Source organism: Desulfonatronum zhilinae, assembly GCF_900182865.1.
Taxonomy (GTDB): Bacteria; Desulfobacterota; Desulfovibrionia; order Desulfovibrionales; family Desulfonatronaceae; genus Desulfonatronum; species Desulfonatronum lacustre.
Map to the genome: position 1 here is coordinate 45,533 of NZ_FXUJ01000015.1, position 19,371 is coordinate 64,903.

20 protein-coding genes and 2 tRNA genes are annotated in these 19,371 nt (G+C 60.0%); 19 read left to right on the forward strand and 3 right to left on the reverse strand.

What is annotated here, in order from left to right:
• Window positions 1-9: 9 nt before the first annotated feature.
• The 11 genes from AC559A_RS12480 to AC559A_RS12530 all read left to right on the forward strand — a co-directional run bounded on the left by AC559A_RS12480 (window position 10) and on the right by AC559A_RS12530 (window position 9,410).
• Complete coding sequence (locus AC559A_RS12480) at window positions 10-1,155, forward strand: DUF362 domain-containing protein (RefSeq protein ID WP_498818170.1); 1,146 nt, start codon at window positions 10-12, stop codon at window positions 1,153-1,155.
• 452 nt (window positions 1,156-1,607) lie between these two features.
• Window positions 1,608-1,919 (forward strand): FmdB family zinc ribbon protein, encoded by a 312-nt coding sequence (locus AC559A_RS12485; protein ID WP_028571332.1) that lies wholly within the window; start codon window positions 1,608-1,610, stop codon window positions 1,917-1,919.
• A gap of 56 nt (window positions 1,920-1,975) precedes the next feature.
• The gene (gene purB, locus AC559A_RS12490) at window positions 1,976-3,268 is read left to right on the forward strand and encodes an adenylosuccinate lyase (protein WP_498818171.1); all 1,293 of its coding nucleotides are present in this window, start codon (window positions 1,976-1,978) and stop codon (window positions 3,266-3,268) included.
• Between the two features lie 9 nt (window positions 3,269-3,277).
• On the forward strand, window positions 3,278-3,850 hold the full coding sequence (pyrE, locus tag AC559A_RS12495) for an orotate phosphoribosyltransferase (RefSeq protein WP_028571334.1): 573 nt from the start codon (window positions 3,278-3,280) through the stop codon (window positions 3,848-3,850).
• Window positions 3,834-4,436, forward strand: coding sequence for a hypothetical protein (locus AC559A_RS12500; RefSeq protein ID WP_498818172.1), 603 nt, complete (start codon window positions 3,834-3,836; stop codon window positions 4,434-4,436). The genes pyrE and AC559A_RS12500 overlap by 17 nt, the downstream gene beginning before the upstream one ends.
• A 62-nt stretch (window positions 4,437-4,498) precedes the next feature.
• Complete coding sequence (locus tag AC559A_RS12505; RefSeq protein WP_498818173.1) at window positions 4,499-5,200, forward strand: hypothetical protein; 702 nt, start codon at window positions 4,499-4,501, stop codon at window positions 5,198-5,200.
• A 46-nt stretch (window positions 5,201-5,246) separates the two neighbouring features.
• Window positions 5,247-5,322 (forward strand) — tRNA-Lys (locus AC559A_RS12510).
• A gap of 5 nt (window positions 5,323-5,327) precedes the next feature.
• Window positions 5,328-5,403: transfer RNA gene (locus tag AC559A_RS12515), tRNA-Glu, on the forward strand.
• A 190-nt stretch (window positions 5,404-5,593) separates the two neighbouring features.
• Window positions 5,594-7,465 carry a bacteriohemerythrin gene (locus AC559A_RS12520; protein WP_498818174.1) on the forward strand — a complete coding sequence of 624 codons (1,872 nt, stop codon included), beginning with the start codon at window positions 5,594-5,596 and terminating at the stop codon, window positions 7,463-7,465.
• Between the two features lie 123 nt (window positions 7,466-7,588).
• On the forward strand, window positions 7,589-7,867 hold the full coding sequence (locus AC559A_RS12525) for a phasin family protein (RefSeq protein ID WP_498818175.1): 279 nt from the start codon (window positions 7,589-7,591) through the stop codon (window positions 7,865-7,867).
• Window positions 7,860-9,410 carry an ABC1 kinase family protein gene (locus tag AC559A_RS12530; protein ID WP_028571338.1) on the forward strand — a complete coding sequence of 517 codons (1,551 nt, stop codon included), beginning with the start codon at window positions 7,860-7,862 and terminating at the stop codon, window positions 9,408-9,410. Before AC559A_RS12525 ends, AC559A_RS12530 begins: the two co-directional genes overlap by 8 nt.
• A gap of 5 nt (window positions 9,411-9,415) precedes the next feature.
• Here AC559A_RS12530 and AC559A_RS12535 read toward each other — a convergent pair whose 3' ends face one another.
• Window positions 9,416-10,342, reverse strand: coding sequence for a DMT family transporter (locus AC559A_RS12535; protein ID WP_498818176.1), 927 nt, complete (start codon window positions 10,340-10,342; stop codon window positions 9,416-9,418).
• Window positions 10,343-10,727: 385 nt separating this feature from the next.
• Here AC559A_RS12535 and AC559A_RS12540 point away from each other — a divergent pair, with 385 nt between their 5' ends.
• A complete protein-coding gene (locus tag AC559A_RS12540; protein WP_498818177.1) occupies window positions 10,728-11,489 on the forward strand; it encodes an HAD family hydrolase in 762 nt (253 codons plus the stop codon).
• A 16-nt stretch (window positions 11,490-11,505) separates the two neighbouring features.
• Here the strand turns inward: AC559A_RS12540 and AC559A_RS12545 are convergent, their stop codons facing one another.
• Both AC559A_RS12545 and AC559A_RS12550 read right to left on the reverse strand, forming a co-directional pair.
• Entirely contained in the window at window positions 11,506-11,808 is a 303-nt protein-coding gene (locus AC559A_RS12545) for a hypothetical protein (protein ID WP_028571340.1), read from the reverse strand.
• Window positions 11,809-11,931: 123 nt separating this feature from the next.
• Entirely contained in the window at window positions 11,932-12,237 is a 306-nt protein-coding gene (locus AC559A_RS12550; RefSeq protein WP_245589988.1) for a hypothetical protein, read from the reverse strand.
• A 385-nt stretch (window positions 12,238-12,622) separates the two neighbouring features.
• Here AC559A_RS12550 and AC559A_RS12555 point away from each other — a divergent pair, with 385 nt between their 5' ends.
• From AC559A_RS12555 to AC559A_RS12585, 7 genes are all read left to right on the forward strand, one after another.
• Complete coding sequence (locus tag AC559A_RS12555; RefSeq protein ID WP_498818178.1) at window positions 12,623-13,873, forward strand: NupC/NupG family nucleoside CNT transporter; 1,251 nt, start codon at window positions 12,623-12,625, stop codon at window positions 13,871-13,873.
• 270 nt (window positions 13,874-14,143) lie between these two features.
• Complete coding sequence (locus tag AC559A_RS12560; protein WP_498818179.1) at window positions 14,144-14,530, forward strand: hypothetical protein; 387 nt, start codon at window positions 14,144-14,146, stop codon at window positions 14,528-14,530.
• 117 nt (window positions 14,531-14,647) lie between these two features.
• Window positions 14,648-14,998, forward strand: coding sequence for a hypothetical protein (locus AC559A_RS12565; RefSeq protein WP_498818180.1), 351 nt, complete (start codon window positions 14,648-14,650; stop codon window positions 14,996-14,998).
• 174 nt (window positions 14,999-15,172) lie between these two features.
• Entirely contained in the window at window positions 15,173-15,445 is a 273-nt protein-coding gene (locus AC559A_RS12570; RefSeq protein WP_498818181.1) for a hypothetical protein, read from the forward strand.
• Window positions 15,446-15,485: 40 nt separating this feature from the next.
• Window positions 15,486-16,943: a sigma-54 interaction domain-containing protein gene (locus AC559A_RS12575; protein ID WP_498818182.1), complete on the forward strand. Its 1,458-nt coding sequence runs from the start codon at window positions 15,486-15,488 to the stop codon at window positions 16,941-16,943.
• A 42-nt stretch (window positions 16,944-16,985) separates the two neighbouring features.
• On the forward strand, window positions 16,986-17,789 hold the full coding sequence (locus AC559A_RS12580) for an MBL fold metallo-hydrolase (RefSeq protein WP_498818183.1): 804 nt from the start codon (window positions 16,986-16,988) through the stop codon (window positions 17,787-17,789).
• The gene (locus AC559A_RS12585; RefSeq protein WP_498818184.1) at window positions 17,782-19,146 is read left to right on the forward strand and encodes an MFS transporter; all 1,365 of its coding nucleotides are present in this window, start codon (window positions 17,782-17,784) and stop codon (window positions 19,144-19,146) included. Before AC559A_RS12580 ends, AC559A_RS12585 begins: the two co-directional genes overlap by 8 nt.
• Window positions 19,147-19,371 lie beyond the last annotated feature (225 nt).

Consider the following 19,371-nt stretch of genomic DNA (forward strand, 5'->3'; position numbering starts at 1 on the left):
ACCACACCCATGCCCAGCGACGTTTTCTTCTGGAACCTGCGCGCGACCCGCAAGGCCGCGTACGATGTCCGCCTGCGTCGGTTGCTCAAGGCCGGCGGCGTGTCCGACGTGGTGCGGTCCGGGGACCTGGCCGCGGTCAAGATGCATTTCGGCGAATTCGGCGTGACCGGGTTCATCACCCCGACCTGGGTGCGGCCCATCGTCGCGTTCCTGCGCAAGCTCGGGGCCAGACCGTTTTTGACCGACACCAACACCCTGTATGTCGGACAACGCGGCGAGGCCGTTTCCCACGGCATGCTGGCCGCGGAGCACGGGTTTGATCCGCTGCTCCTCCAGGCCCCGGTGATCATCGCCGATGGATTGAACAGCCGCAACGAAGTCTCCGTGCCGTTTCCGGGCAAACATGTTCAGGAGGCCCATCTGGCCGGGGACATCCTGGCCGCGGATTCCCTGCTGACCCTGTCCCACTTTAAGGGCCACGAACTGGCCGGTATCGGCGGCAGCCTGAAAAACCTGGCCATGGGCTGCGCCACCCGCCGGGGCAAAATGCACCAGCACGGCTGCCTGGCCCCGATGGTCCACGCGGACAAGTGCAAGGGCTGCGGAGCGTGTGTGGAGGTTTGCGCGTCTGGTGCGCTGCGCGTTCGTCCTGAAGGGCCAAAAGGGCATGAAGGCAAGGTCGAACTGAATCCGGAACTGTGCGTCGGCTGCGGGGCCTGTCTGCATGTCTGCCGGGAAAAATGCCTGGCCGTGGACTGGAAAACCGACGTGACGGCGTTCGTGGAACGGATGATGGAGTATGCCGCGGCGGTGCTCCGGGCCATGGAGACGCCGCAGCGTCCCTCTCCGGCCTGCGTTCACGTCAGCTTCGTGACCCAGGTCACGCCCCAATGCGACTGCGCCGGATACAGCGACAAGCCCGTGTGTCCGGACATCGGGGTTCTGGTTTCCCGTGACCCGGTGGCCCTGGACCAGGCCTGCCTGGACATGGTCAACGCGGCCCCCCCCCTGCACCCCAGCCACCTTCCCCCGGACATCCGTCCCGGGGACGACAAATTCCGGGCCATGCACCCCCATGTTCCGGAGGATTACGGTTTGGCGTACGCCGAGGGGCTGGGCATCGGCACGCGAAACTATGTCGTTCGGGAGATTTGACGTGGCAGATTGGCCCATCACCAAATCGAAATCGAAATCGAAATCGGAAAATACTGTGCACCACCCCACGCGATGGTGTCATCTTTTTTGATATGTCGTTCGATTTCGATCACGATTTCGATTTCGATTCGGGTAGCGCGTGAGGATCGAGAAAACACGTCTGCCCTGACTCGATCATCATGGGAAATGGACAACGGCACATTTTGAGCATATAATACCCTGTTCTTACTTCGAAGTGATGTCGTCTCCCGTTGACAGGGGGATGCACCGTATTAAATTTCAACCCCTCGGGAGGAATCATGGGACGCCATAAGAAAATCGAACGGAAAAAAGAACTGGATCGCCGCCGTCAACGTCGCGAGAAGCGCATGAAGCAGCGCATCCGGGAGGCCAAGGAGGCGAAGTAGCCGCCGGCCGTCGACATTTTCATTTCATCAAGGAGAGCGGAAGTTATGCCGATATATGAGTATCGCTGTCAGGAGTGTCAGCAAATCTTCGAGCAGTGGCAGAAGGATTACAGCGACCAGGACAAATCCTGTCCTGTCTGTGGCGGTCAATCCCAGCGCCTGATTTCCAACACGTCCTTTGTTTTGAAGGGCTCGGGCTGGTATGTCACGGATTACTGTAAGAACGCGGCGTCTTCCGGAGGCAACGGCAATAAGACGGAGAGCACGGAAGCCAAGACGGATGCGCCGGCCAAGGAAGCTCCGGCCAAATCAGCGGAGCCTTCGACGTCCGGCTCCAGCGCGCCTGCCGCCGACTAAATTTGTGTGGAAAGGCAGCCTGAAGAGGCTGCCTTTTTTGCGACAAAGGACGGAACATGATCGAGCGTTACACCCGCCCGGAAATGGGGCGGCTCTGGACCCTGGAAGCGCGCTTCCAGGCCTGGCTGGAGGTGGAGCTGGCCGTTTGCGAAGGCTGGCATGAACTCGGCCACATTCCGGATGAGGATATCCGCAACATCCGGGAGCGAGCCGGTTTCGACCTGGAACGGATCCTGGAGATCGAGGAGCGCACCCGGCACGACGTGATCGCCTTCCTTACCGCGGTGGAGGAGAAGACCGGGCCTTCGGCCAGGTATATCCACCTGGGGTGCACCTCGTCGGACATCGTGGATACGGCCAACGCCCTGCTTCTGGTGCGGGCCGGGCGAATCATTTCCTCGGGTCTGGACGGGCTTCTGGCCGTTCTGCGCGATGCCGCGGAACAGTACAAATTGCTCCCGGCCATGGGCCGCACCCACGGCATCCACGCCGAACCCATCACCCTGGGGCTGAAGTTCGCCGGGTTTTACGCCGAATTCGACCGCCATCGCCGACGCTGGAACGACGCCGTGGAAAACATCCGCTTCGGCAAGATCTCCGGGGCCGTGGGGACCTACGCCCACCTGGAACCACGCCTGGAAGCCCTGGCTTGCGATCGGCTTGGACTGAACGTGGACCCCATCTCCACGCAGATCATCCAGCGCGACCGTCACGCCCAGTATTTCACCACCCTGGCCATTATTGCCGGCGGCATCGAACGGCTGTGCGTGGAACTGCGGCACTTGCAGCGCACCGAGGTCCGGGAACTGGAGGAAGGCTTCGGCAAGGGGCAGAAGGGCTCGTCGGCCATGCCGCACAAAAAGAACCCCATTTCCGCGGAAAACTTGACCGGTCTGGCTCGGCTGCTGCGGGGCAACGCCCTGGCGGCCCTGGAGAACATGGCCCTTTGGCACGAGCGGGACATCAGCCATTCCTCGGTGGAACGGGTGATCATGCCGGATTCCACCATCCTCATGGACTACATGCTGCACCGGCTCACCGGGCTGCTTTCCGGAATCCGGGTGCATGAAGACAATGTCGCGCGCAATCTGGGAGCTTCCCAAGGCCTTTTCTTTTCCCAGCGCATCCTTTTGGCGTTGGTGGAAAAAGGGTTGCAGCGTCAAGAAGCTTACGAACTGGTCCAGGGACTGGCCATGCGGGCCTGGGAGGAAAAAACGCCCTTCGAGGACCTGGTCCGGGCCAGCGAGGGAATCACGGCCCGGCTTTCCCCGGAAACTTTGGACGACCTCTTTGACCTGAACTATTTTTTTCGGCATGTAGACCTTATTTATGATCGGGTCTTTGTTTAGGAGACGATTGTGAACCATTGGCGCAAACAACTGGCCGCACTGCTGATGGCCAAATCCTACCTGGAAAAGGATGTCGTCCTGACGTCCGGCAAGCGCAGCAACTATTACTTCGACTGCAAACAAACGGCCCTGCATCCCGAGGGCGCGTTTTTGATCGGCAGTCTGTTCGTCCAGATGCTGCGCGACGATCCTGACGCCGCATCCATTCAAGGGGTTGCTGGGATGACCCTGGGCGCGGATCCGCTGGTCACCGCCACCTCCCTGGTCGCACGGGCCGAAGGGCTTTCCTGGCCGGCCATGATCGTGCGCAAAGAAGCCAAGGGGCACGGCACGGCCAGCTACCTGGAAGGCTTGGCCAATTTTCAGGCCGGCGACCGGGTGGTCGTACTGGAAGACGTGGCCACCACCGGAGGTAGTGCGCTCAAGGCCTGTCGGCGTCTGACGGACGCCGGGTTCGTGGTTCACCGGGTCTGTTGCATTCTGGATCGCGAAGAGGGGGCTACCGAAGCCCTCGCCGCGGCCGGTCTTCCCTTTACCGCCCTTTACACAAGGAGCCAGTTGCTGCATGAGGCCGGCGCATAGTTGGTTCATCCTGATTCTTTTGTTTAGCGTCGCCTTTTCGCAGCCCGGGTGCCAAGGACGTTCGGTCAGTGAACTGCTCTGGCCCGACCTGCATGACGCCTACTTCCAGTTGACCAAATCCTGGAGCCGCTCCGACGTGGTCCGGGACGGCCTGGAGACGGAAACCCGTGTCGTGGCCCTGCTCGAATCCGCGACATGGCGGAAAGCCTATGTCGGGCGGTATTCGGAAATTTTCGAACTGACGGCGGATGAGGCCCGAAAAATGCTGGCCGACCAGCTCCAAGCAGCGGATGAGTACACGGACTTCGTCGTGTCCGTGGCCAGCACCTATTCGGACGACGCCCGTCTGACCCATCGCCTGACCCAGTGGCGGGTGCTGTTGCGCCAATCTCCGGATCAAACCGTCCAGCCCCTGGAAATCCGCCACCTGGACGTCCATCCGTCCCAACTTCAGGCTTTCTATCCGTACCACCACCCCTGGCAACGGTATTACAAAGTCCGGTTCCCGAAGACAGACGCCCCCATCGAACTGCTCTTCACCGGCCCAGCCGGCGGCTTCTCCCTGATGTGGGAGGAAAGCGACTGATGATCGATCCTTTTGCGCCGACGCCGTAGAGGCGAGCACACCCAACACCGACGAGGTTTCGCGTGGGCAAGGACGACAAGCTCAATCTGATCATCATGCGCGACGATACCCGGGTTCGCCGGTATCGGCTGCGCGTGGCGTGGTTCAGGTTTTTTCTCTACCTGCAAATTGTCCTGATTCTCGCGGCCGCGGGCGGTTCGTACGCCGGGATCGTCTATTGGGGGCAGCACCTTGAACTGGTGAACGCCAACAAGGATCTGCGAGCCCAGCTGTCCGACCAGTCCATCCAACTGGAACGGCTTCAGAATATTCAGGAAATCCTTAAGACCAGCGATCCGGAGGAAATTCATTCTCTGTTCAGCACGGTGACCAAGGAACGCCAGAGTCTGCCCCAGGTCGTCAACCTCCAGGAAATCTTCGTGGCCAAGGACCTGCAAATGGCCGGAGTTGCCAATTTGCAGCTCAAAAAGGCCGGAGAGGATCTGCGCATCAATTTCGAGCTGAACAATCTCGCCGAGGGAACCTTGTCCGGGGAGATCAAGGTCTATTTCATCACCCAGGAAGCCTCGGTCCTCGAAGCCCAGGGCGATGAGAACGAACTGAGCTTTGAAATCCAACGATTCCGCCGCGTCAATTCGATGTTGAAGGTTCCTTCCGGCTTGGACCTGGACACGATTTTTGCTATCCGTGTGGTCATTTTCAGCAATGACGACGAAGAAGTCTTCACCCAGACCTACCCGGTCGCTAATATCCTGACGAGCTGAATTTCTTGACAGGGTACTCGAAAGTCCATATAAAGCTTCGTTTTCGGGGTCGTTAACTCAGTCGGTAGAGTATCTGCCTTTTAAGCAGAGAGTCGAAGGTTCGAGTCCTTCACGACCCACCAAAAACGTCCCCATCGTCTAGTGGCCTAGGACGCTGGCCTCTCACGCCGGTAACAGGGGTTCAAATCCCCTTGGGGACGCCAAGAAAAATCAAAGGGTTGCAAGCTGTCACGCTTGCAACCCTTTTTTTTTGGCTTTCCAACCTTCACGAGGCATTCGATGTTTTTGATCGAGAAACCTTGCCAGAAATTCGGCTATGGAACAAAGTAAGTCCGACTTGGAGTCATGGCTCCAGGGGGCCGTGTGCGTATTGATCAAACTGGAGGTAATCCGATGGTTGTGTTTCAGTCCTTGAATGCCGGCGTATTGGCGAGGGTCGGCGGGATGTTGCTGCTTGTGCTGGTCGGGTGTTTTTTGATTTACGGCCATCAGCGCACACTGATCACCCAGCGGGTCGAGCAGGAAGTCCACGACATGATGGCCGCGACGTTGAATCAGCGAATGGCCGACACGGTCGATGTGGATGTGCCGCCGCGCCTTGTTCAGGGCATTGTCAACGAGGCCATGCGGGGGGCCTTGCTGTTGATCACCCTGGCGGCGTTGGGTTTCGTGGCCCTGGCCGTGATGCTGTTCGTCACCTTGCGTCGGCATGTGTTGGTCCCGTTGCGGTCCATCACCAATTTTGCCGGGAAGGTGGCCCAGGGCAACTGGGACGCCGATCCCAGCGGACGGTTTCAGTATGAACTGCTGGAATTGAAGGGCGTCCTGACGCGGATGGTCGCCAACCTGCGTACGCTGAATGAGGATGCGTTGCGCAAGGGCGAACAGGCTGAACAGAAGGCCGTCGTCGCTCAGGAGGCCATGGAGCAGGCCAGAAACCAGGAGCGCAAGGTGTCCTCGCTCATGAACCGGATGACCGCGGCAGCGGGCAAGGCCAAGAACGTTTCGGAACGGGTGTTCGCCGGGATCAACGAACTTTCCGAACAGGTGGACGCCGTGAACCAGGGCGTGGGGGTGCAGCATGACCGGATGACCGAGATCGCCACGGCCATGGAGGAGATGAACGCCACCGTACTGGAGGTGGCCAAAAACGCCTCCATGGCCGCGGAACATGCCGACAACTCCCAGGAAAAGGCCGATACCGGGGCCAAGGAGGTGCTGCGCACCGTGGAGTCCTTCGAGCATATCCGGGAACGGGTGTTTATCCTTAAGGAGACCATGGGCCAGTTGGGGGTCCAGGTGGAGAGCATCGGCAAGATCATGACCGTAATTTCTGACATCGCGGATCAAACCAACCTGTTGGCCTTGAACGCGGCCATCGAGGCGGCCCGGGCCGGAGACGCCGGCCGAGGCTTTTCCGTGGTGGCCGACGAGGTGCGCAAGCTGGCGGAAAAGACCATGAGCGCCACGGTGGAGGTCCGCCAAGCGGTGGATACTATCCAGGCCCATACCCGCGAGAACATCCAGTCCCTGGAAACCACCACCGAGGACATAGTGGCCAGCACCGAGGCCGCGACCAAGGCTGGCGGGTTAATGCGCGAAATTCTCGGCCTTGTCGAGGAAACCACGAGCATGGTCACGTCCATTGCCACCGCGGCGGAGGAGCAGTCCGCCACCAGCGAGGAGATCAACCGGGCAGTGACCGACGTGACCCGGATCGCCTCGGAAACTTCCGAAGGCATGGACCGTTCCGCGAAGGCCCTGGTGGAGATCGCCAGCCAGGTGGAGGAGTTGGATACGGTCACCCAGGCCATTACTGGAGAGAGCAGCGTGGACATGGTCGCTTCCGGGGACGCCGACACCCTGATCCAATGGTCCAACGACCTGTCCGTGGACATCTCCGGGATCGACGATCAGCATAAGATACTGGTGGGCATGATCAACGAACTGCACGCCGCGATGAAGAAGGGCAAGTCTCGGGACGCGCTCTTGAGGATCTTCGAACGGTTGCGCGAATACACCGCGTCTCACTTCGCCAATGAGGAGAAGCTGTTCAAGAAGCACGGCTACCCCGAAACCGAGGAACACATCGCCGCGCACAAGGCCTTCGTGGGCAAGGTCGTGGAATGGGAGCGGGCCGTTTCTTCGGGTAAGGCCACGGTGTCCATGGAAATCATGCGCTTTCTCAAGCAGTGGCTTACCGGGCATATCATGGGCGTGGACAAGCGCTACGCGCCGTTTCTGAAACAGAAGGGCGTGCTGTGAGTCGAGGGGCGGGCTTCAGGCATTTGGCGTCTGGCATTTGGCTTCAGGCTTGACCTGCCCATGGGCCTTGATTACCCGTGAATTCTGAACCCTTGAACCCATCAATTCGAAGGAGACCAACGCATGAAACCGACGGACCTGCTGCATATCGGATTGGGAGCGGCCTTCATGGCCAAGGAGAAGATCGAGGCCCAGCTCAAGGATTTGGAACAGTTGGGAACCATCAGCAGGGATGAATTGAATCGCTTCGTGGAGGAAGCCCAGCAGCGTGCCAGACAGGAAACCGACGCCCTGGACGCCAGGATCAAGGAAAAGGTCGCCGAGGCTGCCCGGGAACTGGGTTTGGCCACCAAGGAGGACATCGCGGAGATCAAGGCCTTGTTGATGAAACGGAATGCATAATTATTACGCTCCGCGACGAATCTGGAGCGCTTTTAGGTTTCTGGCGACCATTTTCGCCACGGTCCTGAAGCGCAAGCATATTCTCTTTATTCCGCCCCTGGGGCCGACGGCCTTGAAAAAGACCGTCCTGGATCTGGGCGTCAGCTTCATCAAGCTGGCCCAGGTCCTGGCCACGCGGGCGGATTTTTTTACCGAAGAGTATCTGGTGGAGTTGCGCACCATCCACGACGAGGTCGCGCCCATGACCCAGGCCGATCTGGACGTAATGTACCGCCGGGCCTTCGGCGACTCTCCGCCCTTTGTCCGGTTCGAATCCGAGCCCATGGCCAGCGCATCCATCGGGCAGGTTCACTGGGCCCAGCTGGCGGACGGCACTGAAGTCGCCGTGAAGATCCGGCGGCTAGACATCGAACGTAAGGTCCGGGTGGACATCCGGATTCTGGAATTCTTCCTGGGCCTGTTCCGGCCGTTTTTCAGCGTCTACACCCGCAACTCATTGGAAGCCGTATTGACCGAATTCTCGGCCATGATCCTCAAGGAAGTGGACATGACCATCGAGCGGGACAATCTGCGCAAGTTCCGGGAGATGTACACCCGGGACGACGTCCATTTTCCCAGCTATTACCATGAATACAGCAACCGGGACGTCCTGGTGATGAGCTTTGAGCACGGGGTTCGAGTGGACGACGCGGCGGCCCTGGAGCGGCTGCACATCCCGTTCAACCGGATCATGGACACCCTGGTGGACTTCTACACCGAGCAGATGTTGGTCAAGGGGCTGTTCCACGCGGACCCGCATCCGGGCAACCTGTTCGTGCGCGAGGACGGGACCCTGGTGCTGCTGGATTTCGGGATGGTCAAGCGCCTGACCAACTCCTCCAAGATGGCCATGATCGAGATGGTGGAGGCGGCCTCGGCCCGGGATTTCGAGATGTTCATCGCGGCCTGCGAGCGTCTGGGGGTGATCACGCCCTCGGCTCCGCCGGAGGAAATGCTGGAATTCGCGGAGAAGATGTTCGACATCTTCGGGAACATCGACCTGGACGCGGCCAGCATGCAGACCCTGGCCCTGGACGTGCTCTTTTCCATGAAGGAGACGCCCTTCAAGATGCCCCAGGAGGTGGTCTACGTGCTTCGGGCCAGTACGCTGATCGAGGGGCTGGGCACCAATTACGTGGAGAACTTCAACGGGGTGAAGGACATTCTGCCCGTGCTCCGGGAGAAGCTGCCCAAGGCCCTGGGGTTCGACAAGGGGCTGGTCAGCCAGGTCCGCCGGGAGATCAGCACCCTGCCCATGACCTTCAAGCGGATCAAAACAATCATCACGGACCTCAGCGAACAAAAGCTGCAAGTCAAAATCTCCCGTCATACCGTGGATCAGATCAACGAGCGGTTGCGGGGACTCCTGCGTCCGTTGGTAAGCGGTTTTTTGTGCATCATCGCCGCGTTTTTCGTGTTGCAACTGGACGTGGAATACGGAAGGACCGTGGCGGTGACGCTGTTCGGGTTCGGCGTGCTGCGGATGCTGCTCGGGGTACGCTGAGCAGGTCAGCTTTTCGGCGTATGCCGGACGGTCAACTCCACGGGTCGGCTTGAGGCTTGGTTGCCCTGGCTGAGAAAGACGCCGATCACGACCAGAAACGCCGCCGCGTACTGCATGGGCATGAGCCGTTCACCAAGGATCAGCCAGCCCAGAAACAGGGTGATCACCGGGATCAGGTTCACGAAGATCGAAGCCTGGCCCGCCGGAAGGCGGCTGATGCCGAAATTGTAGAACCAGTAGGCCACGATGGTCACGCCGATGCCCAGGTAGAGGATGGAGAGCACGGCTCCCAGGTGGAAGGTGTCCGGCATGGTTGTGCCGGGCAGGAACATGATCGGTAGGAAAAAAACGCAGCCCACAAAGGCCTGGACCGTGGTCAGGAACAGCGGGCTGTAGCGGACGCAGAGCTTCTTCAGGGCGATCATGCTTCCCGTGGCGCAGCACATGGCTAAAAATTCCAGGAAGTTGCCGAGCAAGGGATTGGGAGCGTGGTCCGTGGTCTCCGAAAGCAGGGTCAGCCAGATCACCCCCAGGATGGCCAGAAGAAAACCGAACCACGTCCGGGGCCGCAGACGTTCCTTGAGCACCACCCAGGCCGCCATGGCTACCATGAGCGGCAGCATGGCCACGACCATCCCGGCCTGAGAGGCGCTGGTATAGGTCAGGGCCATGCCTTCGCAGACAAAGTACAGGCAGGGTTCGCACAGGGCCATGAACAGCAGGAGTTTCCAGTCTCCGCGCTGGTACCGTACGGACTTGAAGCGCCTGACCAGAAGCAGCAGACAGCCGCTGGCCAGGACCATCCGGGCGAAGACCACGAACATCGGCCCGTACACCCCGATGGCCAGCTTCATGGCGATGAACGACCCGGCCCAAAGCACCGTGGCCGCGAACAACGCCCCCGTGGCCACCCGATCCACGCCGCGCAACATGATTTTTCCTTACTTTCAGAGTAACTCCTCACCAGTGGTCCGGTATGTCTCGATTTTTCGACCTCGCAACTCCTTTGCCGGCCTCGTACCATCGAACCATTGCGTGAATAAACAACATTTCGTGCTTCACGTGCCCGGCAATGGTTCGATGAACGATTCCCGGCTCAGTCAAACAAGCGATGCCGAAAAATCGAGACATGCCGGACCAATTCATGCCTTGCAGTGAGAATGTGCTGAGCAGTTACCTTTCAGATTGAGATGTCCACCGATTCGAAAATCGTATTGATGGGCCGCAGAGCGCCGTGATGCCCTGTGCCAGTTCCGTCATGGGGTGTCAAACCGGCGCTGATGCATTTTTTGACCCTTTGTCCCAAGGAGGTTTTCCATGACCAACCCCACGAATGTCCCGACTTTGACCAAAGACCGTTTTGACGCCGTGATTTTTGACATGGACGGCGTGGTCACCGACACCGCCGGCCTGCACGGCAAGGCCTGGAAGGAGATGTTCGACCGATTTCTGGAAGAACACGCCCGGAAGAGCGGGGTCCCCCAGGAACCGTTTGATCTTGGCCGGGACTACCTGGATTACGTGGACGGCAAGCCCCGTTTTGACGGGGTGCGCGGCATTTTGGCGTCCAGGAGCATATCCCTGCCCGAAGGTTCGCTGGAGGACGAACCGGGCACGGGCAGCGTTTACGCCCTGGGCAACTGGAAAAACAGGCTGTTCGGCAAACTGCTGGAAGAGGAGGGGGCCGTGACCTATCCCGGCACGGTGGAATTGATTCACAAGCTGCACGACGGCGGATTCAAGACCGCGATCATCTCCTCCAGCAAGAACGCGGAGACGATTCTGCGTTCCGCGGAAGCGCTCGAATTGTTCGAAGCCAAGGTGGACGGCGTGGATTCCCTGGAGTTGGGCATTGACGGCAAGCCCGCGCCGGACATCTTTCTGAGCGCGGCTCGGGAGCTGGGCGTGGAACCGAGCCGGGCTGTGGTGGTGGAAGACGCCGTTTCCGGGGTCCAGGCCGGAAGGGCCGGCAACTTCGGTCTGGTGATCGGGGTGGACCGGGGCGGCAACCGGGAGGCTCTGCTGGCCAACGGCGCGGACGTGGTGGTGGCGGATTTGGACGAAGTGTCCGTAGAGTGAGCCGTCTCGCCTGTGTTCAGCTTTCGAGACTGGACGAAGAGCCCTGTTCGCGGCCTTTGTCCGTCTCCCGGCCGGCAAGGGCGCGGTTGCGGCGGTGAAGCAGGGCCATGGCCAGCAACAGGCCGACCACGGTCACCACGTCGTGCCGAAGCAAGAACAAGATGGTCCAGATTGCCAAGCCGAAAAACAGCGCGGCGTGGTTGAAAAGATGTGAGCGAGCAGAGAGAAAGCGATGCCTGGCGACAGCCTGCCCGACGACGAAAATCGTGACGCCCGTGAGCCCGGCAAGGGCTAATGTTGGTTCAAGGACGGCGTACACGGACCCTGGGTGCAAAGAAGATGGGGATCGAAAGTTTCAGGACGGTGGAAACTTGAAGCCATGCGGACGGCATGGTGCGGGAGGGGCCGTCCGCATGGCAACAGGAGGGGGTTGGGAAGTTTCTTAGGTGGTGATGTCGGCAATAGCGCCCTTGCCGGTGGCATACGCACTGAGGACATTCTTGGCAAAGTCGTAGGTTTGATTCATGTCGCCGGAGCCGCCCATGGCGCCCCCAGGGCCGTTGTTCATGTATTCAAAGGTCTTGTTTACAACGGCGGCTCCAAAGGTTTGCTTGTCCACCGGAGCAAAAGAAGAGCCGGAGGCGTTGTTCAGGGTGTCCATGGTCTTTTCCACCACCGCCGCGCCGAAATTCGACCTGCTTTGCATGCCCGGAGATTGCCATGCCGATTCAATACCAGTGATGCTCATGTCGGTCCCTCCTTGCTCATTTTTTATAGAGTGCCTCCACGATAACCGGATGAGAAGCAGATGGCAATGCTTATCGTAAAATCGAGGTATCTACTCAGCACATTTTACGTCCGCTCTTGTTCCGGCAATCGGGGTCGGGGTCGGTATCGGAATCGAAACAGGAAAAATTAAGGACGCATCCCAGCGTTTTCGATCCCGATTCCGATTCCGACCCCGACAACAGCATTGCTTTGTGCTGAGTAGTTACAAATCGAGTGGAGTCGTGAAGCTCTTCCATAATGTGAGCTGCGGGAACGGCCAAAACCGCGTATTGAAGCCATTCACGTTTTGGTGCTAAGAGCCTGACGAGCAACTTTTCTCCCCTTTGAAAATTCAGGAGCCTTCGATGTCTCTGCTCTCCGTGCAAAGCCTATTCGGCCTTTTGGCTTTCGTCCTGATTGCCTGGGCCTTGTCGGAAAACCGGAGGGCTGTTCGGCCTCGTTTGATTCTTGCCGGGATCGGTCTGCAATTGGGTCTGGCCCTGGTTCTGCTCAAATTGCCTATTTTTACCGATTTCTTCCTGCTTCTGAACAATGCCGCCGAAGCCCTGGAAAGCGGCACCCGGGCCGGGACCACCTTTGTCTTCGGCTACCTCGGCGGCGGGCCCCTGCCTTTTGAGGAACCTTACAGCGGGGCGGCGTACATCTTCGCCTTCCGTGCCCTGCCCGTGATCATCGTCACCGGGGCTCTGACCGCCTTGCTCTATCAATGGAGGATCATCCCGGTCCTGGTCCGGGTTTTTTCCGCCGTACTGCGGCGGACCCTGGGCATTGGCGGGGCTCTGGGAGTGGGCACCGCGGCCAACGTCTTCGCCGGCATGGTGGAATCCCCGTTGTTCATCCGTCCCTATGTCGCCTCCCTGACCCGCAGCGAACTCTTCGCCCTGATGACCTGCGGCATGGCCACCGTCGCCGGGACCGTGCTCGTGCTCTATGCCGGGATCGTCGGGGCCGTGGTGCCCGGGGCACTGGGGCACATCATGGCCGCGTCCCTGATCAGTGCTCCGGCGGCGATCCTGGTTTCCGGACTCCTGATTCCGGAAACCGAATCGCCGACCATGGGCGAGGTCGTCCCTCCGGTGGAAACCGTCTCCTCCATGGACGCCGTGGTCAAGGGCACGGGCTTCGGCCTGCACATGTATCTGCATATCGTGGCCTTACTGGTGGTCCTGGTGGCGCTGGTCAGCATGGTCAACGCCGCACTGGGAATGCTGCCAAGTTTGGCGGAGGAGGCGCTAACCCTCCAAAGGCTTTTGGGATACGTGATGATGCCCCTGGTCTGGTTGGCCGGGATTCCCTGGAGCGAGGCCCACGCAGCCGGGGGGCTGATGGGCGTGAAGGTGATCCTGAACGAATTGCTGGCTTACCTGGAGATGGCCGCGCTGCCCGAAGGGACGCTCTCCCCGCGCAGCACCCTGATCATGACCTACGCCATGTGCGGATTCGCGAATATCGGCAGCCTGGGCATCCTGATCGGTGGACTGATCAGCATCGCGCCGGAGCGCAGCCGGGAAATCACGGCCCTGGGCCCACGTTCGCTCCTCTCCGGGGTTCTGGCCACCTTGATGACCGGGGCCGTTGTTGGGATTTTGAGTTGATTCATGGCCGGTTTGACGGAATTACCGGGAACAAGACTCTTCCGGTTCAAGCGTACCTGGTAGGAAAGGACTCAAAACCATGCGAACCGTCCGCTCCTCCAATAAATGTTGGCACTGCCAACGAAATTGGCGCAAATCGGTTGGCTCGGCTTGGTTGGCGTTTTTTCAATTACCTAAAATAATATCATTTTTTATGGCATGGATCGTGCTATATTGTAAAACATCATCACATTCACCATTCACCATTCAACACTCCAGAGGAGATTGAAAATGCGTAAATTCAGCCTGACCGCCTTCCTGGCCCTGGCCCTGTTGTTCGTGGCGTCTTCCCCCTCCCATGCCGCCTCCCATGCCCCCTCGGGCACTTACATCGACTGCATTCATGGCTGCCCTGACCTGATCGTCTGCAGCAACTGCTGCAACGCGGTGTTCAGCGACGTCCTGACGACATGCGACGCAAACCGGGACCGATGCGAGGCCCTGTGCCCTCCGGGAGCCGTGGACTGTTTGAACAACTGCATGCGTGACAGGAATGACTGCCTGGGGCAGGGTTCCCGGGATTTCGTTTGCCCGCAATGGCAGGAAGGTGCTCCGCAAGCCGGTTTGACAAAATCAACGGACCCAACGTGCGCGTATTGTCATGAGGATGATCGTTAAATGATTTGCCCCTTTGGCTGGAAGGGTCTGTCGCTGAGGGCAGCCTCATCCCGCCAAAGGCAATAGCTTGAAATCACTCTGGATATGCCAAAAAGCCAAACTACGTGGAGAACGAACATGCGCGGTATCATCAGAACGGCTTTGGTCACGATCCTCATCCTCGCGACCACGCTCCTGGCGGCTGGGAACCTCTCAGCCAGAATCCTCATCTGCAATACCAACGAAGACTATTTTTCGAAGCGGTGCACGATCCATCCATATGCCTTCGCCAAGGTGGTGGATGGAAACGTCGTAAAGGGTCACCTCATCGGGTGCCAGTTCAAGTCCTATACGTGCATCAACGGGCTATGCCTGGATAATTACGGACCAAACCAGATCAACTACTCTATCAGCATGCACGATCACCCGGGCTTCTGCGACCTGCTCTGTCGCAACCCCATGTGTACGGACCCGCTGGGGTGGCAGTAACCCTTTATCAGTCCGTTGAAAAACTCCCAACTGCTGCGTCGCTGCAAAAAGTTCAAACTCTCACGTATGAATAAATACGCTTCGACCTTGAACTTTTTTTGCTCCTTGCACTTGGGGTTTTTGAACGGACTGCCGGATAAGGACTTTTTCAACACTTAGTTATGACCACCGCGCATGAACGCCGACCACCTTACTCCCCTGCGGGAGATGACCGTCCTCCTGGCCGAGGATGATACGGAAGCGCGGGCCCCGCTGGCCCAGACCGTCCATCTGGCCATCCTGTTCGCCCTGGCCTTTCTGCCCAAGGTGTCCGGTTTTTTGCTGGACCTGCCCCCCTCAAAAAGTCTCTCCGTGAACTATCGACGTGCTGCACGACCATCTATATTATGTTCTCCGTCGATGATTAACGCCTGTGGGCCAAACACCTGGGCCAGGCACATGGGGTGACGTTTGGCGTGGAGAATACTTTTTTCAACAGGATAAAAGCATGCAAACCACCGAAGACGGACATGAATCACTTTCTCCGGGGCTGGAACAGCTTCTGACCGCCATGGAGCAGATTTGCAACGAACTGGCCTGGGGGCGGTATGATCGGGCTGGGGAATTGTTCGAGTTGACCCGGAAGGCGGAGTATCCTTTCCCGGTGGCCAAGCTGGCCGAGTCCTTCGGCATGATGCTGGTCAAGGTGGAGGCCAGGGAATATCGGTTGGAAGGAATGGTCGCGGAGTTGCGGCGGGTCGGTGATGAGTTGCGCGAGGCAAGGCGGCGGCTGCTTCGGGAGAACCAGGGGCTCAAGCAAGGCTTGATCGAACGGTATTCGGCCAAGCAAATCGTGGGGCAAAGCCCGACCGTGCGGGCCGTTCTGGATCAGGTGGAGCGGATCGCGGACACCTCCATCAGCGTGCTGATCACCGGTGAAACCGGTACGGGCAAGGAACTGCTGGCCAAGGCCCTGCATTACAATTCTCCGCGCAAGGCCGGGCCGTTCATCGCCGTCAACTGCTCGGCCGTGCCGGAAACCTTGTTCGAGAGGGAGCTGTTCGGAATCGACAAGGGCGTGGCCACCGGCGTGCTGATGCACCGCGGCCTGCTGGAACAAGCCCAGGGCGGGAGCCTGTTGCTGGATGAGGTTGGGGACATGCCCTTGTCCTGCCAGGGCAAGATGCTTCGCGTCCTGGAGGAGCGGGAACTGACACGGGTGGGCGGCACGCGGCCCTTGCCCGTGGATGTCCGGATCATCGCCGCCACGAACAAGGACATGGGGCTGGCCGTCCAGACCGGGGCCTTTCGCGGGGACCTGTTCTACCGACTGAACGTGATGTCGCTGCATTTGCCGCCTTTGCGCGAGCGCGGGGAAGACGTCCTCGCGCTGGTGCACCACTTTTTGAACGTCCACTCCCGGACTATGGGCCGGGATCGGCCTCGGTTGACCAAGTCGGCCCTGGAAGCCCTGCTGCGCTATGACTGGCCGGGGAATGTCCGTGAGTTGAGCAACGAGATGGAGCGCTTGGTGGCGCTGTCTTTTGCCGACGAGGTGCATCTGGAGGATCTGTCTTCCAGGATCACCGGCAACCAGGATCGTGGGCCGACGGTGATTTCGGACGCAGTACCAGACGCAGTACCAGGCGCAGTACCAGGCGCAGTGCCAGGCGCAGTGCCAGGCGCGAGCCACATGGTTCCTTCTTCGATACCGTCCGAGCCAAGCCCCTCTCCCAAACCGTCCAAACAGCCCCGTCCGCGTGGCTCGGCTTCCGGTCCTTCCCATGAACGTGGTTCGAGTTTGCCCATTGTAACGGTTCCCGCGAGTTTGGCTGAAACTGAAAAAATGCTCGTCCGGAACGCCTTGCGGGCCACCGGAGGGAACAAGACCCAGGCCGCCAGACTGCTGGGGATAAGCCGCGAGGGGCTGCGCAAGAAGCTGAAACGGTTGGCCGAAGCCGAATGACCAGAGTCGTCGGCCATCCTTGAACTTCAAGCCGGAGCAATCATGCGCATCTGTTTTCTCGGCGTCGGCGAGGCCTTTGACGAACACTACCCAAACACCTCCCTGCTGGTTTCCATTCCCAGCCCGGACAGCGGGTTCCATATGCTTCTGGATTGCGGATTCACGGCCCCGGCGGCCTATTACCGCCATGCCCCGGAAGACGCGCGGTCCGGCTCCGGGCTTGACGCGATCTGGATATCCCATTTTCACGGAGATCACTTTCTGGGCCTGCCGCTGCTTTTGCTGCGCTTCTGGGAAGAAGGGCGAACTCGGCCCCTGACCATCGTCGGTCAGGCCGGGGTCGAGGAAAAGGTCTGGGCCGCCTTCGAGCTGGCTTATCCCGGGTTCCGGCCTCGTCTGCGCTATCCCGTGCGCTTTCAGGAGGCCGCTTCCGGCCAGGTGATCGAAGTCGCCGGGGCGCGGTGGAGTTTCGCTCTTGGCGATCACAGCGTCGCGACGCCGTGTCTGGCCGTGCGTCTGGATTGCGACGGGGGGGCCGTGATGTACAGCGGGGACGGTCGGCCCACTCCGGCCACGGCGGAGCTGGCCCGGGGCGTGGACCTGCTCGTTCACGAGGCCTACGGCCTGGAGCCGGACACTCCCGGCCATGGCGGGGTTCCGGGCTGCCTGGAGCTGGCCCGCGACGTCCAAGCCCGAAATCTGGCCCTGGTGCACGTCAACCGTCGGGTGCGGCGGGAAAGCACGGGGACCATCCGGACCATGCTTGCCCAGGTTATGGGTGAGCACGGCTTCCTGCCCGAGCCCGGCGATGTGATCACGCCGGACCGCGACCCGGATCATGGCTGATTCCCAAGGCGCGGCGCTTGCATCCATGGCGCGGCCCATGGCCTCCAGGCGGGAAATCTTCGGCTGGGCCATGTTCGATCTGGCCAACCAAGCCTATACCACCCTGATCATCACCGTGATCTTCGGCGTGGTCTTCACCCGGGTGATCGTGGGCGACGGTCCGGACTACCACCTGGGAAACCTGCTCTGGAGCGTTTCCCTGGCCGTGAGTTACGCCCTGGTGATCGTGATCGCCCCGATCTGCGGGGCGATCATGGACCATGCCGCGGTGAAAAAGCGGTTTCTGTTCGCCAGCTACCTGCTGACCGTGATTTCCACGGCCTGCCTGTACTTCGTTGCCCCCGGCCAGATCGCCCTGGCCATGACCCTGATCATCGTCTCCAACTTCGGCTACGCCGTGGGTGAATCCTTCATCGCCGGGTTCCTGCCCAGCCTCGGGCCGCCGGATAAACTCGGCCGGATTTCCGGGTTTGGCTGGGCCCTGGGATATGTGGGCGGGCTTTTGGCCACCGGGTTCGTGCTCCTGGGGTTGGGCGGGATCGCGGAGGACAACTTCGCCAACCTGCGCTTCGTGGGACCGCTGGCGGCCCTGTTCTTCCTGGTGGGCGCGATTCCCACCTTTCTCTGGCTGCGGGAGCCGCGACTTCAGCGGGTTTCCTCGGGCCATCGCCCTGTTCCGTCCAGGCTGGCTTACTTGCGCATCGGATTCGACCGCGTGGCCTGGACCCTGGCCCGACTGGGCCGGTTCCGGGACCTCGGCCTGTTTTTGGGCTCCCTGTTCTTCGCCATGGCCGGGCTGTCCATCATCATCAGCTTCGCCTTCATCTACGGAGACCAGATCATCCGCTGGGACCCGTTGTACCAGATGCTGATGTTCGTGCTGACCCAGATCACGGCGGCAGCCGGGGCGTTCCTGTTCGGCCTGCTCCAGGACCGGATCGGCGCCAAACGCACCTACAACCTGACCCTGCTGCTCTGGATCGCGGCAGTGACCATGATCGCCGCCACGCCGCAACTGACCGTGCTGCTCAACCGCCTCGCCGGTCTCTCCCTGGAGCCGCAGCAGGTCTTCCTCGGAGCGGGCTGCATAGCCGGATTCGGACTCGGTTCGCTCCAGTCCTCGGCCAGAGCCCTGGTGGGCCGACTGACGCCCCTGGGCAAAGCGGCCGAGTTTTTCGGCTTTTGGGGCATGACCGTCAAATTGGCGTCCATCTTCGGCATCCTGGGCCTGGGCGTGCTCCAGGTCCGGTTCGGATTACAGCTCTCCGTGCTGCTCTGCCTGGTGTTTTTCATCGCGGCTCTGCTCGTTTCCCTGACGGTCAACGAGCAAAGAGGGGAACTGGCGGCCCGGATTTGAACGGCAAGCGGGCCGGAGATGGGTCAAGTCTGCTCTTGGCTCGTCAGTATTCCTTTTTCATCGAATCCACCCTTCCCCGAAGCGCTTTTTCCTACTTCAGCCTGGACTGGAGCCGGAGCAGGATGCTGCTGACCGTGCTGTTGGTATTCCAAATGTCTCCGCGATACAAGAAACCGTATCGTTGTTACCGCCGGTCCGGACCGGCGGTGACTCGGCCTCTTGTCA

Excerpts from the sequence above, each read along its gene's own strand:
- AC559A_RS12480 (WP_498818170.1), top strand. The coding sequence starts at position 10 with ATGCCCAGCGACGTTTTCTTCTGGAACCTGCGCGCGACCCGCAAGGCC.
- AC559A_RS12485 (WP_028571332.1), top strand. The coding sequence starts at position 1,608 with ATGCCGATATATGAGTATCGCTGTCAGGAGTGTCAGCAAATCTTCGAG.
- purB (WP_498818171.1), top strand. The coding sequence starts at position 1,976 with ATGATCGAGCGTTACACCCGCCCGGAAATGGGGCGGCTCTGGACCCTG.
- AC559A_RS12500 (WP_498818172.1), top strand. The coding sequence starts at position 3,834 with ATGAGGCCGGCGCATAGTTGGTTCATCCTGATTCTTTTGTTTAGCGTC.
- AC559A_RS12520 (WP_498818174.1), top strand. The coding sequence starts at position 5,594 with ATGGTTGTGTTTCAGTCCTTGAATGCCGGCGTATTGGCGAGGGTCGGC.
- AC559A_RS12525 (WP_498818175.1), top strand. The coding sequence starts at position 7,589 with ATGAAACCGACGGACCTGCTGCATATCGGATTGGGAGCGGCCTTCATG.
- AC559A_RS12530 (WP_028571338.1), top strand. The coding sequence starts at position 7,860 with ATGCATAATTATTACGCTCCGCGACGAATCTGGAGCGCTTTTAGGTTT.
- AC559A_RS12535 (WP_498818176.1), bottom strand. The coding sequence starts at position 10,342 with ATGTTGCGCGGCGTGGATCGGGTGGCCACGGGGGCGTTGTTCGCGGCC.
- AC559A_RS12540 (WP_498818177.1), top strand. The coding sequence starts at position 10,728 with ATGACCAACCCCACGAATGTCCCGACTTTGACCAAAGACCGTTTTGAC.
- AC559A_RS12550 (WP_245589988.1), bottom strand. The coding sequence starts at position 12,237 with ATGAGCATCACTGGTATTGAATCGGCATGGCAATCTCCGGGCATGCAA.
- AC559A_RS12555 (WP_498818178.1), top strand. The coding sequence starts at position 12,623 with ATGTCTCTGCTCTCCGTGCAAAGCCTATTCGGCCTTTTGGCTTTCGTC.
- AC559A_RS12560 (WP_498818179.1), top strand. The coding sequence starts at position 14,144 with ATGCGTAAATTCAGCCTGACCGCCTTCCTGGCCCTGGCCCTGTTGTTC.
- AC559A_RS12565 (WP_498818180.1), top strand. The coding sequence starts at position 14,648 with ATGCGCGGTATCATCAGAACGGCTTTGGTCACGATCCTCATCCTCGCG.
- AC559A_RS12570 (WP_498818181.1), top strand. The coding sequence starts at position 15,173 with ATGAACGCCGACCACCTTACTCCCCTGCGGGAGATGACCGTCCTCCTG.
- AC559A_RS12575 (WP_498818182.1), top strand. The coding sequence starts at position 15,486 with ATGCAAACCACCGAAGACGGACATGAATCACTTTCTCCGGGGCTGGAA.
- AC559A_RS12580 (WP_498818183.1), top strand. The coding sequence starts at position 16,986 with ATGCGCATCTGTTTTCTCGGCGTCGGCGAGGCCTTTGACGAACACTAC.
- AC559A_RS12585 (WP_498818184.1), top strand. The coding sequence starts at position 17,782 with ATGGCTGATTCCCAAGGCGCGGCGCTTGCATCCATGGCGCGGCCCATG.